General features: G+C 46.1%; 13 protein-coding genes and 1 other annotated feature. Of the genes, 7 read left to right on the forward strand and 6 right to left on the reverse strand.

The window, feature by feature from the left end:
- Positions 1-43 precede the first annotated feature (43 nt).
- Entirely contained in the window at positions 44-649 is a 606-nt protein-coding gene (gerQ, locus tag EKN16_RS14965; RefSeq protein WP_125658591.1) for a spore coat protein GerQ, read from the forward strand.
- Here gerQ and EKN16_RS14970 read toward each other — a convergent pair.
- Positions 633-923: a hypothetical protein gene (locus EKN16_RS14970; protein WP_125658594.1), complete on the reverse strand. Its 291-nt coding sequence runs from the start codon at positions 921-923 to the stop codon at positions 633-635. The genes gerQ and EKN16_RS14970 overlap by 17 nt on opposite strands.
- Positions 924-1,036: 113 nt before the next feature.
- Between EKN16_RS14970 and EKN16_RS14975 the strand changes: the two genes are divergently transcribed.
- Complete coding sequence (locus EKN16_RS14975; RefSeq protein WP_125658597.1) at positions 1,037-2,023, forward strand: metal-dependent hydrolase; 987 nt, start codon at positions 1,037-1,039, stop codon at positions 2,021-2,023.
- Positions 2,024-2,159: 136 nt separating this feature from the next.
- On the opposite strand, the gene EKN16_RS14980 is transcribed toward EKN16_RS14975, so the two are convergent.
- Complete coding sequence (locus EKN16_RS14980) at positions 2,160-2,387, reverse strand: alpha/beta-type small acid-soluble spore protein (RefSeq protein WP_125658600.1); 228 nt, start codon at positions 2,385-2,387, stop codon at positions 2,160-2,162.
- A gap of 125 nt (positions 2,388-2,512) precedes the next feature.
- Here EKN16_RS14980 and EKN16_RS32240 point away from each other — a divergent pair, with 125 nt between their 5' ends.
- Positions 2,513-2,689, forward strand: coding sequence for a DUF5325 family protein (locus tag EKN16_RS32240; protein WP_164522803.1), 177 nt, complete (start codon positions 2,513-2,515; stop codon positions 2,687-2,689).
- A gap of 99 nt (positions 2,690-2,788) precedes the next feature.
- Here the strand turns inward: EKN16_RS32240 and trpS are convergent, their stop codons facing one another.
- The 3 genes from trpS to EKN16_RS14995 all read right to left on the reverse strand — a co-directional run bounded on the left by trpS (position 2,789) and on the right by EKN16_RS14995 (position 8,152).
- A complete protein-coding gene (trpS, locus tag EKN16_RS14985; RefSeq protein ID WP_125658603.1) occupies positions 2,789-3,775 on the reverse strand; it encodes a tryptophan--tRNA ligase in 987 nt (328 codons plus the stop codon).
- An 84-nt stretch (positions 3,776-3,859) separates the two neighbouring features.
- Positions 3,860-4,112: a binding site (T-box leader), on the reverse strand.
- A 46-nt stretch (positions 4,113-4,158) separates the two neighbouring features.
- Positions 4,159-6,129 carry a beta-propeller fold lactonase family protein gene (locus EKN16_RS14990; protein ID WP_232016434.1) on the reverse strand — a complete coding sequence of 657 codons (1,971 nt, stop codon included), beginning with the start codon at positions 6,127-6,129 and terminating at the stop codon, positions 4,159-4,161.
- A complete protein-coding gene (locus tag EKN16_RS14995) occupies positions 6,119-8,152 on the reverse strand; it encodes a hypothetical protein (protein ID WP_125658609.1) in 2,034 nt (677 codons plus the stop codon). Before EKN16_RS14995 ends, EKN16_RS14990 begins: the two co-directional genes overlap by 11 nt.
- A gap of 364 nt (positions 8,153-8,516) precedes the next feature.
- Between EKN16_RS14995 and EKN16_RS15000 the strand changes: the two genes are divergently transcribed.
- The 3 genes from EKN16_RS15000 to EKN16_RS15010 all read left to right on the forward strand — a co-directional run bounded on the left by EKN16_RS15000 (position 8,517) and on the right by EKN16_RS15010 (position 10,847).
- Entirely contained in the window at positions 8,517-9,560 is a 1,044-nt protein-coding gene (locus EKN16_RS15000; protein ID WP_232016436.1) for a permease, read from the forward strand.
- 45 nt (positions 9,561-9,605) lie between these two features.
- Positions 9,606-10,502 carry a TIGR03943 family putative permease subunit gene (locus tag EKN16_RS15005; protein ID WP_125658613.1) on the forward strand — a complete coding sequence of 299 codons (897 nt, stop codon included), beginning with the start codon at positions 9,606-9,608 and terminating at the stop codon, positions 10,500-10,502.
- A 123-nt stretch (positions 10,503-10,625) separates the two neighbouring features.
- On the forward strand, positions 10,626-10,847 hold the full coding sequence (locus EKN16_RS15010; RefSeq protein WP_125658616.1) for an alpha/beta-type small acid-soluble spore protein: 222 nt from the start codon (positions 10,626-10,628) through the stop codon (positions 10,845-10,847).
- Between the two features lie 69 nt (positions 10,848-10,916).
- Here EKN16_RS15010 and EKN16_RS15015 read toward each other — a convergent pair whose 3' ends face one another.
- Positions 10,917-11,327 carry an O-methyltransferase gene (locus EKN16_RS15015; RefSeq protein WP_232016438.1) on the reverse strand — a complete coding sequence of 137 codons (411 nt, stop codon included), beginning with the start codon at positions 11,325-11,327 and terminating at the stop codon, positions 10,917-10,919.
- Between the two features lie 251 nt (positions 11,328-11,578).
- Between EKN16_RS15015 and EKN16_RS15020 the strand changes: the two genes are divergently transcribed.
- Entirely contained in the window at positions 11,579-12,838 is a 1,260-nt protein-coding gene (locus EKN16_RS15020; RefSeq protein WP_125658619.1) for a methyl-accepting chemotaxis protein, read from the forward strand.
- Positions 12,839-12,851: the final 13 nt, after the last annotated feature.

A 12,851-nucleotide genomic window follows, 5' to 3' on the forward strand; every position in this document is an offset into this window, starting at 1 on the left:
TTTTTGTGGATTGGTCAACTAATGAAAGCGAGGAATTCATATCATGTCGAACGGTTATGGCTTCAATAATGCGGTAAGTCCAGCTAGTACAGGAGGCTACCCAGGTTACGGCGGTTTTCCTTTCCCTCAAACACCTACTACACTGCCTGCTCAAGCACCTATGCAAATGCCTGCTACAATGCCTGCTCAAGCACCCATGCAAATGCCTATGCAAATGCCTATGCAGCCCACCTCCACAGCTGGCGCACAAGCAGGTCCACCAATGGTACCAAGCGGCTCCTTTGTAACACCTTCTGGCGGAACCATCGTTACAGTCCCGGCTGTTGAAGAATCATATATTGAGAATATTTTACGGATGAATCGCGGTAAAATGGCAACCTTCTACATGACTTATGAGAATAACCGCGAATGGAATGCAAAGATTTTTCGCGGCATTATTGAAGCAGCTGGGCGCGATCATATCATCATCAGTGATCCAGCTACCGGTATGCGCTACTTACTCCTGACCCTTAATCTGGATTACGTTACGTTTGAAGGACCGATTAATTACTCTTACACCTTCCAAGGTACAACGATTACGAACATGACACCCGTATCTACACCACCGATGATTACCACAGGTTCAGGCGCTGCTATGCTTGGAAGGTAATCGGACGAAAAGTCCATGCATGAATTTTGGGCGCTCCGCCGGGGACCCAAGCTGCCATTTGGCGCCAAGAAGAACGCTCACTGCAGCGTTCTTCTTTTATTGCCGTTGCGGAGGCTTCGCCCTGAGCTTCCCAGACCTCAACGAACAAATGAGGTTGGTCTGTTCCCTCATAAAGCTTAAATACGGGACCAGCTGCCATTTTCTCAGCGATCCAATTGCGATATAATGCTACAAATTCCTCGTTAATGTGGTATTCTACAAAACAGATATACATAAAATTTGCTCCTTCGTTATAAATGCCCAAGATTCAGAAAATACTAAAGCGTACATATAAGAGTATACACTACCCCATGTACAACAAAGTTTATGACTAGGAGGTACTCACACATGGACAGCGGAACGCATTTGGTGATGGGACTCGGACTTGCAGGCTTGGCTTCCATTGACCCTGTCATCGCTTCCGACCACTCTCTTTATGCGGCGGTACTGATCGGTACAGTGGTTGGATCACAAGCGCCGGACTTAGATGGCTTATTGCGATTAAAGAGTAATGCCGTTTATATTCGCAATCACCGCGGGGCTTCGCATTCTATACCTGCTATCGCGATTTGGACGATTTTAATTACTTTTCTGATTCAATCGGGCTTTGGCTTTCATTTACCTTGGCTGCATATTGGCGGCTGGGTGCTGCTAGCAGTAGTTCTTCACGTCTTTGTAGATTTGTTCAACACTTATGGGACACAAGCGATGAGACCTTTTACGGAAAAGTGGATTTCATGGAACATCATCCATATCTTCGATCCTGTTATTTTTATCACTCACGTTATTGCCATTCTGCTATGGGCCTTACAGCTAGGTGAGCCAACCTTAATTTTCCCTCTCCTTTATGGAGTGCTAGCTGCCTATTATATTTGGCGGACCATCGCTCATCGCATGCTAAGTCATCGCATTCAACGCTTAGATACGGATTACCATGAAGGGGTTCGTTATATCATCATACCCACGATATCCCTTTACGATTGGAATGTCGTGAGGAGGAATGCGGACGGCAGCTTCCTGATCGGTGATTTTAGACAAGGCAAGCTGCGGTGGATCGATAGGGCCAAATGTCAGGAGCATCCTGCAATTGATCAATCCAGGAACGATCCCTCCATCCAAGCCTTTTTATACTTCACCTCAACAGCTTGTGCTGAAGTAAAAGAGCATAGCTGGGGGTACGAGGTTCGCTGGTCTGACGTTCGCTATCGCCATCGGAAGCAGTATCCATTTGTCGGAGTACTCTTGATGGACAGTGATTATAAGACTTTAGGCTCTTATGTCGGTTGGCTAAGTGAAGACCGTTTACAGAAACGTCTGCGCATGAATACGTATTGACGGAGTAGGACCCCTTCTTGCACAATAGAAGGGGCCCTTTACTTATTTATAGGTAGACTTCCCTTAAACATAGTGAAGAGCTCAAGGATGACCTTGAGCTCTTGCTTGTATTGCTTTGGTTTATAGTGACGACGACTTAGCGGAACTGGGATTGACCGGACAGTTGTTGTTCAGCGATTTGAACGAGTTTACGCGTAATGTAGCCACCAAGTGAGCCAGCATCGCGAGTGGCAAAGTTACCGTAGTAGCCATCTGCCGGAATTTGAATTCCTAGCTCTTGAGCCGCCTCATATTTTAATTGGCTAAGTGCTGCACTTGCTTGTGGTACTACTAGTGTGTTGCTGCTGCGAGATTGTCCTGCCATGTGGAATTTCTCCTTTCGTCCCGAAGACGATGATGTAATGCAAGCTTGCAAGCTTATTATGATACGTTTATGAAAAGAATATGCTTAAGATTATGAAATTTATTTGAGATAAGGAGAATGACATCATGACGAAGTCCATGTCCCTGTTTTTTGCGATTCTTTCCGTCCTCCTTATGAGCGCAACAGCTATCTCCATCAGTTATAATGGCTGGGTTGCCGCCTTGTTCTTGCTGCTGACTCTATGCAGTATCGGCGGGGGTTTCATCGTGAAAGCGAGAATGAGAAGACGACAACAAGAATAGTTTCTAGCGTAAGAAGAAACGGCTTACGCCGTCCTCTGATATTCAAAAAGAACGGCACATGCTTGAAGCGCATGTGCCGTTCTTTTTGTCTACCCTTCTCTAGCGAGGAAGCAAGAAACCCATCCGTTCCTTGACTTCAAGCAGCGTTTTATTAGCTACCTCTGATACTTGCTCAGCACCTTGCTTAAGGATAGCATGGATTTCCCCTGAGCTGCGGATTTCATGATATTTGGTCTGAAGCGGCTCAAGTGTGGCGACAACATGCTCCGCAAGATCCTTCTTGAATGCCCCGTACCCTTGGCCCTCATAGCGAGCTGAGACCTCATCAAGCGTCAAACCTGCACAATGCGCATAAATGCTCATCAGGTTGCTCACCTCCGGCTTCTCAGCCGGATTGAAAATCACATCGCGACCAGAGTCCGTCGTTGCCCGGCTAATCTTCTTGCGAATAACATCCGGCGGATCAAGCAGCGCAATATAGCTGGCTGGATTAGGATTACTCTTACTCATCTTCTTCGTTCCATCATCGAGCGACATGATACGCGCTCCAACCTTCGGAATATAAGGCTCCGGTACTGTAAAATAATCGCCAAAACGCGAATTAAAGCGCTGTGCGATATCACGAGTCAGCTCCAAATGCTGTTTCTGATCGTCTCCTACCGGTACGAGATCCGCATTATAGAGCAGGATGTCAGCAGCCATAAGAGCTGGATATACGAAGAGTCCTGCTCCTACAGAATCTTTGCCCGAAGACTTATCTTTGAATTGTGTCATTCGTTCCAGCTCGCCCATATAAGCCAGCGTCGTTAACAACCAGCCTAGCTCCGCATGCGCAGTAACATGGGATTGAACGAAGATACTTGCTTTGGCTGGGTCGATACCCGAAGCAATGAAGAGTGCCGCTACTGCTTCTGTTTGTTCCCTAAGCGCAGCTGGATCCTGTGGTACAGTAATCGCATGAAGATCTACAACCATGAAATAGCACTCATGGGTTTCCTGCAGCTTAACGAAATTTTGAATAGCACCGATGTAGTTGCCTAGCGTCAATTGACCGCTTGGTTGAATACCTGATAATACGCGTGGCATAGCGCTGCCTCCTAATTTCATTTGTTTGATTGTTTGATTTCATTCCAGCCGACATTTTTGAACGCAAAAAAGGCCCTTCGTCATATAAGGGACGAAGGACCGTGGTGCCACCCTAATTCGTTCGTTATGCGGCAAAACCAAATCACCGACTTAAATAACGAACCTTCACATTCCCTAACGCGGAACGACACGTAGACATATACTTGCGGTGCTATGGCCGCTTTCCTCGTCTCAACTCCGGGATCCATTCGGTCTCAGACATCTGCACCGGTTTGCACCTACCACCGGCTCTCTGAAGCGTACGTCTGCGCTTACTTGTTCCCATCCTTGTATTTAGATCGATTATACTCCTAGAGGGGGATATGTCAAGGTGGAACGCCTTATTATTGGATCTGTTTGAGATAAGCGACTAGATTGCTTAGTTCTTTGGCGCTTAGGCTGCTGGTTTTACCATGCTTGTCACCAGCACGGGCTAAGACGTCTTCAAGCGTAGCTGCGCTACCGTCATGAAGGTAAGGTGCTGTTGCGTATATGCCTCGCAGCGTTGGTGTGTCATAAAAGCCGCGAGCTCGCTTGTTAGCGAATGCTCCACGTGCATCGCCGCCGTAATCGGTATCGGTCTTGCTGACCGTTCCTACGTCATGCAGATAGTCTGTATTATCCGTTGTCAGCTTACCTTGACTATCGACAGCCTTGACGCTGTCAGTCATCACATCCGTCGCATGGCAGGTAATACATTGGGCTTTACCTTCGAAGAGGATTTTGCCTTGCTCCGCTTCAGGTGTTAATTGACCATCCGCTGTTCGATAAGGACTCTCCGGCACTGGGAAAGCATCAGGCATCTTCATATAGGCTTCCAAGGCATCGAATATCTTCTGCTTATCTGCTGGCATTGGTTTACCCGGATCAACATCCGACATGCCGCCCATTTCACCTTGGATCGTATGAATATAGTCAACAAAGTCATCCCGGCTTCCATCCCACATGAACAATCCTGTCTCTAATGCCAGTACATTGCTTGGAATGTTACGAGGACCTCTCGAAGTAGTGAGTGTCAAGGTATCGACTTCTCCATCGGAATGACAAGAAACACAGCTCATCCAGTTATTCCCGGTAATTGGAAAGTCTTCTGTATTCGCACTATAAAAGATCGTCTTACCTAGTCTCTGCTCAGGCGTTAATCGATCTTTCGCGATGAGAGCAATCGGTTTCCCCTCTACCTTCGCCTGACCGCCTTCGCTCTCACTAGGAAGATTCACAACCGTCAAGTCATGTGAGCTGAGGTTATGAATATACAGCGTATCGCCAGCTGGAGACATGACCATCCCAATTGGAAAGTCACCTGGCAGATGTCGAATAATTTGACTTGCCCGTCCACCGCGTGCCAAATCGAACGTCAATAAATCCTCGCTCCCCCCCATAAGGGAATAAGCTTTGGTCCCATCAGGTGAGAAAACAATATCCGTTGGGTTCGAGACGATGGTTGTCTTGCCCAATTTATCCTTCACATCAATAGAGGCAAACAGCTCTTTGCGAGCGTTTAATTTCTCCTTAGTCGTTTTCACATCAAGAATAGATAAGGCCGGAAAGATAACTTCCTCAAATTGAATAGGGGTATCCGTATTCGTTAGAAGATGGGCTTCCCAAATATTGCTGCCGTCGGGTGTCAGCCGCAGCTGTTCAACGGTATTTGGGGTTCCTTGGCTCTTCTTACGGTCCGGTAAATCAGGCGATGGAGCCAGCTTAGTGGAAGTCGTCTTCCGAAGCGACACCGTGTCAAAAACAAGCGTATCCGTGTTTAAATAATCCGATACATACAGACTGGCTCCATCTGCTGAGATAGCAATGGCTCTAGGATTAGTCCCCGCATCCAATTGCTTGATAATGGTGCGTTTCTCTGCATCGATGACAGTCACCGTGCCAGAGCGATAATTAGTTACATAGAGTCGCTCCCCACCCGGACTGCTTACAATGCCAAAAGGCTCAATTCCTGTTTTCACCGTACCCAGCACCTTACCAGCCTTAATGTCTACCCATTCTACGCTGTCCGCATAGCGGCATGTAACATAGAGGGTCTTGCCATCATTTGATAAGGATAGCTCTCGCGGTTCTTTCCCAACTGCTATTTCTTTGAGAACTTTACGACTCTTCGCATCGATTATAGAAACGCTATTCGTGTCTCCATTAGCTACGTAGAGGGTATCCCCGTCTGGGTTGATAATAATGCTGCTCCCAGATTGAGGTCCTTGCGGGGCTTTCTCATCCGTGAGAGAGCAGCCTGCCATTAAAGCCAAAACGGCGAGCGCAAATGCACCCGCCGCCAGCTTAAAAGCAAGCGAAGTTTTATTTTTCAATTGTGACTGGAAGAAGTACTGGAGCAATCCCATTCTCACCATGTCCTTTCTGGATTTGTGGCACGGTGTCACCGTCGGTATTACCAGAGTTATCGCCTTCTTTGTAGAAGTCGCCCGTATCCCAGAACTCACTAGCCTGCATACCTTCGTCAAGAGTCGGTCCGTTTATAACTTGGCGGTAGAAGCTGACGTACCTTGCTTGAATTGCACTCTGCTCGAGTGATTTGGGAGCATCACTGTCACTGCTCGTATTCTTCAAATGCTGCAGCGCCATACGCAGAACGGATGATACGCCACCCGCAGTGAAAGCATCATAGGAAGCATTATCGCCATTCGTTTTGTACGCTTTAATACTGTCGTCCCATAACTTGCTATCCATGGCTGCGTAGACTTTACGCGCTGCATCACGATACTTCTCATCTTCAGTCAATAAGAAAGCTGACGTTAACCCGCGAATTGCGCCAATTTGTGCCATCAGCGTCGTATCCTCTGTCGCTTTTCCTTTATCAACATCATAACCGCTAACCGCTAGCCCATCTTTGGTCAAAAGAGAGTTAATAATGAAATCGGCCTGCTTCGCGATCATCTCTTTGGCTTGTTTACCGAGCTCTGTCTTCAACCCTTGAGCAGCATCGCCGCTTGCATAACCTACTGGCAAGCCATCGATTGCGCGTTCGAACATACGCAGCGCCTCAATGGTATAGCCTGCTTGGAAAGTATCTACTTGAGTGCCCTGCTTATCGCCATCCGCTTCCGTGACGAAGGCACCAACTTTATCATTCCAATGACGATCCTTGATGTTATTAAATACAGATAACAGTACATCACGCGTGACTGTGTAGGGATCATTCGATGCGATATCATTAGTCGGGTCGCTATCAACGTTCACGGCTGGTGCAGCTGGGAACGGATCACCATCGAAGACACGGGCGAACGCCGGGTTGCGGTTGGGATTGTCCGTACGTTGATCCGTCATACCGAAGAATTCAGAGGTCGGCCAAAGCATCAGCCATTGATCCTGAAGGCTGCTCTTGCCATCGTTTACCTTTAAGCTCTTAGCATTGGCATAGTTAGCATCGCTGCTCTCTTCAACGTCGATTGCATGCGGCAGGTAAGCGCCGCTTCCAGCTGCTGACAGCGAGCCGATCGTTTTGGAAGACGGATTGTAGAATAAGTTATCACGGACGTAGAGCAGCTTGTTCCATACTTCCTCTGTAAGGATCATACCCTGCATGCCATCGACTGAGCTAACGCCAAGTCGGAGACCTTGATCCGCCTCAGGGCCACTCTTTGCAGTTGAAGCATCGACTTCCTCATCTGATTCGGTGTTATGTAGATTCCCTAGGAAGTCTCCTGCCCAAAGCGATTGCTTGAGCATGGTTGCTCCGTAAGCAGAAGGAACGAGCTGCTTGGTCATTTTATCGCGGTTCCAACGAAGCGAGCTGAAATTGACTTGAAAATTAGGAATATAAGTACCATTCTTACCATCTGCGTACTTGGCCGTATCTATCTTCTGCGAATAATGCGGATCACCTGATACATATTCAATGAAAGTTGGATACATATTTTGTTGAATTTGGTCTGCAGGCTGCCCTACACTCTCTGCCATCTTCAAGAAACGTGATGCTAGAACTTCATTGGCCGTTTTGCCAGACTTCTTAGCTTCTTCGAGCATAGCAGGCCCATTCACAAGGTGAAGCCCCATGCCGGATTTCTCAACGACCTCATACATTCCTTCCTCAGAATACTCGTAGGATTCGATTCCAGCGATATAGTCAAAGGCTGTAGGTGAATCTATCTTTGCAGCGTCCAGAACATCTAGATCAAGCCCAAGAGATTCAGCAAGCGGCTCTCCGGACAATTCGAATTCCGCGTAAGCGAACATATTACCTGCCGTATCGAAATTATAATCCTTTACTTTCACATGTACATTACTGGTACAGCCGGTCACTGCTACAGAACAAGCAAGTGCTGCCGCAGCCAAAGCATAACCCTTTTTCCGTCTTTTATTTCCCCGAGACATTATCTTCTCTCCCCGTTACATCTATATTTTAAATAATAATTAATATTAATAATGAGAATCATTATCATATTGTCACAGTTGAGATTGTACCCTTTTTCTGAAGCGTTGGCAATGCTTTTCTGAATAAATGTTTTTTGAAGAAAATCGACTCTCGTGCCACAAAGACAGCATAAAAACATACATGTGAATTTCAAGATGACAGTTCGTCCGGATTAAGTAGGGAAGCGTTGGGGAGCGTTTCTTCTTAGAAGCTTCTTAAAATTGTTGGAAATGGTTGTCCTGCCGAATATCAAAAGCGCATATCATAGAGTAGGAAGCAAATCCAGCGTTTATTGGTTGCTGGTTACGGAGAGGAGTCTTCAGATTGAACTTCATATATCGTCTCGGCATGCCATTGTTGGCCGCTGGATGTTTGATTATGTTAGCCCAAATTCTCAATATGGGCGGAATGACAGATATGATCGTTAGCAACCCCTCGGTGCAATCCTTCAAGATCTTGTTTATAAGCATTATATTAGAAGCTTTTCCTTTCATTCTTCTTGGTGTATTCGTCTCAGCGATTCTGCAGGTATTCGTCTCGGACGCAACAATCGCCAGAATCACGCCTAAGAACCCCATTATCGGGGTGCTGTTCGGAAGCTTACTTGGGTTATTGCTTCCCCTATGTGAATGCGGCATGATTCCAGTGGTAAGAAGGCTCATTCGCAAAGGCATGCCCGCTTATATAGGTATCGTGTTTATTTTTGCAGGACCGATTATTAATCCTGTCGTCTTCACTTCCACCTTTACGGCTTTCCGTTCGCAGCCCGTAATGGCCTATACCCGCATGGGACTGGCATTGGCAGTCTGTATCGCTCTTGGTCTTGTCCTATATCGATTCATGAAGAAAAGTCCGCTTAAGCTGGACGCCTTATCTCTAGCTGCAGCGAATAACAAGGATCTAACTGATCTGGATAGCTACGGACATACGCATAACAGCCATGGGACGGGATTCCGGGGACGTATTGTAGCCACATTATCGCATGCTTCAGATGAATTTTTTGATATCGGAAAATATTTGATTATGGGCTCCTTTATCACTGCCGTTGTGCAAACCCTGCTTGACCGCAGCTTGTTGGCAACGATTAGCAGTGAGCCTGTCATTTCTAATATGTTCATGATGGGATTTGCTTTTGCATTATCACTTTGTTCCACATCGGATGCTTTTGTAGCTTCTTCCTTTAATGGCATTTTTGGTCCAGGCGCGCTCTTAGCCTTCCTGGTTTTCGGGCCGATGGTTGATATGAAGAGTATGCTGATGTTGCTGGCCTCCTTCCGTACGAAAGTGGTTATTGCCATCATTCTCTTCTTGTTTGTTGCTATTCTCTGCGGTTCAATTATTGCGGAGAAGCTCGTTTTCCACACCTAACTTCACCATCTCCACGATCCCTCTCTTATAGAAAGGAGAATATACATGATGTTGTCTTCTGCAGACCGCAGACGTTTGTTTCATCAACTTTTACGTGCTGCCATACTAAGCGGCTTTGCTATGTATATTATCTACCTTGTTCGTACAGACAGTCTAACCTTATACATTGCTCCGCGTATGGTCATTTATGTAAAACTCTCCGCTATGGGACTTTATGCGACCGCCATTTATCAGGTGTATACCGCCTTTCAAACCTGGAAAGGTAAAGACATAATAAATTGTGATTGCAATCATGAGCCTTCTTCCTCCGTAACGAAGAACACGCTCATCTATGGATTATTCATCCTCCCGATTGCGCTTGGCTTCCTGCTTCCAGATGGCATGCTTGGCAATAATATCGTCTCAAAAAAAGGGATCCATCTTTCTGGCCCTGAGTCACTGATGCCAATTGCCTCGATGTCACCCGCTTCGAAGCAGCCACAAACCGAGGCGGAATGGAAGGCTTTATTCCCATTCGATGAATCGACTAAGGCTAACGCTAAATTAGGCCGGCAGCTATACCAGCAAGCTACCATCCGCATTCCTGAGAAGGATTATGTCGAGACGCTCACAACAATTGATTTGTATCGCAGCAACTTTATTGGTAAAACCGTAGAAATCAGCGGATTTGTTTTTCGCGAGGAGGGAATGAGCAACAATCAATTTGTCGTAAGTCGATTCGTGATGAATTGCTGCTCGGCTGACTCTGTTCCTTATGGTATCGTTATTAACTTCCCTCATGCTGCGGCCTTCAAGGATGATGCTTGGGTCAAGGTAAGCGGGATTCTCAATGAGAGTACCTTCGATGGGAAGAAAATCTCCGTACTGGACGCGCAGCATCTCCAGATCATTGAAGCTCCGGATTCGCCTTACGTATATCCGGACTATGATTTTGATTTATAACCCACCTCTTGATTTGCTGTTAGGCGCTCTCCAATGGAATTAATTACCTCATTTTTGTGCAAACCCTCCCGCATAAATGGTTCCAATTCAACCATACTAAGGGTACACAAGGAGGTGATTACGATGGCATCTAACCGAAGCAGTAATTCGCTGGTCGTCCCACAAGCTAATGCAGCGCTTGATCAAATGAAATACGAAGTGGCGCAGGAACTAGGCATTCAAATTCCCCAAGATGGCTATTATGGTTATATGGCTACTCGCGATGCGGGGGCACTTGGCGGATACATTACACGCAAATTAGTTCAAATCGCAGAGCAACAGCTTGCAGGCAAGTCTTCTCGCTAAAATTGCTCCATCTACATAAAAATGCTGCCCAGCATAGTAGGCAGCATTTTTTGTTGCGATTTATTATTATTAGGGCGTATCTTTAAGCGCTTGCTGTGCGTATTTTGGTTGATAGCGGAACATTCCATTCGCTAAATTATAATTAGACTCGAAGGAGATGCTGGCTGACCAAGCACCCGTTCCAGTACGGACGGAGAAATCATATAGAATCTCGCCGTGCGTCCAACTACGTTTAAGCTTAATAGAATCTATCGCCATTTGACGGAACGCCTGCACCTGCTGCGGTGTCATTCCCTGCTCTGCTTGTCCAATTTGACCATTCTTACTCTCGATTGGATTATGCCGAACCCCAAACTTGCCAACCACGTTGTTGCGAACTTGTATGATGACGGTTCCAGCTGTAGTGTGCAAAAGCTCTTCTTCCAATTGCTTAAAGACATAATCCACTTGACGAGCTAACGGCATCGCATCCAAATTCACAACCAAACCCCTCCAATATTCTATTTTTCATGAAGTAATATCAATATCCTCCGTAAGGCCCATTATATGACAATGTTTTCGTTCATTCAACACTTATTTTACAAAAACCTTACAGAAATATAGTCCATTCGACATTGTATGCCATATTCACATCGGTCTTTCGACTTGAATCGATTGCATTAGACGATTGTAGACAAATGTAAAGGCGATGATATAATAAGATTATTCCATAAAAAGGGGAGCCTTCCATCATGCAATGGTATAATTCATTATCGATTCGAAATAAGCTGCTCGTTGGCTGTTATTCCATCGTTACCATTTTTTCAATTGCTTTATTGCTTGGCTTGCTTATTACGGGAAGCAGTCTTGGACTAGGTATCGTTATTATTGTTCTTGCAGCAGTAGTTACATTCCCCCTCGTCCGAGTCATTGAGACAGCGCTTACATCTTCAATTGATGATATGTCATCAATCGCTTTCAGCATTGCAAAAGGTGATTTCACGCACAAGGTTGATGTATCTTCTTCTGCATCACTTGGTGAATTAGGTCACTCCTTCAACAGCATGATAGACAAACTTAGAGATATTCTGAAGGAAACTGGTAATATCGCTCGGATCGTCAATGACACCAGCCGCAGCATTTACGACAAGAATAACGATCTCAAGCAGGTAATGGAGCAGGTCGCTCTCTCAGCAGGAGAGCTTGCTACGGGAGCTAACCAGATCTCAGAGGATGTTGGGGATATGGCTGAGTCCATTCGTGAAATCGAAGATAAGGTAGAATCCTATGCAACTGCTACGAAGGAAATGAATGAGCGCTCTGAGCAGACACTCTCGCTTGTTGAGAAAGGTCGCCATGCGGTCGAGAGTCAGTCAGCAGGTATGCAGCGCAATATTGAAGCTACTTCCAACGTTGCTGCAACGATTGAGGATTTGGCACGTAAAGCAGAAGGAATCTCAGCCATTACACGTACGATCTCTGACTTGGCCGAGCAAACAAACCTTCTCTCCTTGAATGCTTCGATCGAAGCAGCAAGAGCCGGTGAGCATGGTCGGGGCTTCGCGGTCGTTGCACAAGAGGTGCGTAAGCTAGCAGAAGAATCAACCTCCTCCACAAAAGAGGTATTTACCCTTGTTCGCAGCATCAATCAAGGTGTGCAGCAAGCGATTCAGAATATTCAAGTCAATGAAGAGGTTGTTCAGCTGCAGACGAAGATGATTCGTGAATCAGAGCATATCTTTAGCGAGCTCGTCGCTAGTGTAGAATTTATTACAAGTCAAATCGCTCAGTTCTCCAATGAAAGCGATCAAATGCTGGAGAGTTCTCGTAAAATCTCTGGTGCCATTCAGAGTATATCAGCAATTACGCAGGAATCCGCTGCTGGTACGGAGCAAGTATCTGCTTCGATGAACGAACAGATTAGTTCCGTTCAAGCTGTCGTTTCGGAGACAGAGAAAATGCAGCAGATTGTTATGCAGTTACAACGGACCATTTCGATCTTCAAAGTTTAGCTTACATAAGCAA

Source organism: Paenibacillus baekrokdamisoli, assembly GCF_003945345.1.
Lineage (GTDB): Bacteria > Bacillota > Bacilli > Paenibacillales > Paenibacillaceae > Paenibacillus_Z > Paenibacillus_Z baekrokdamisoli.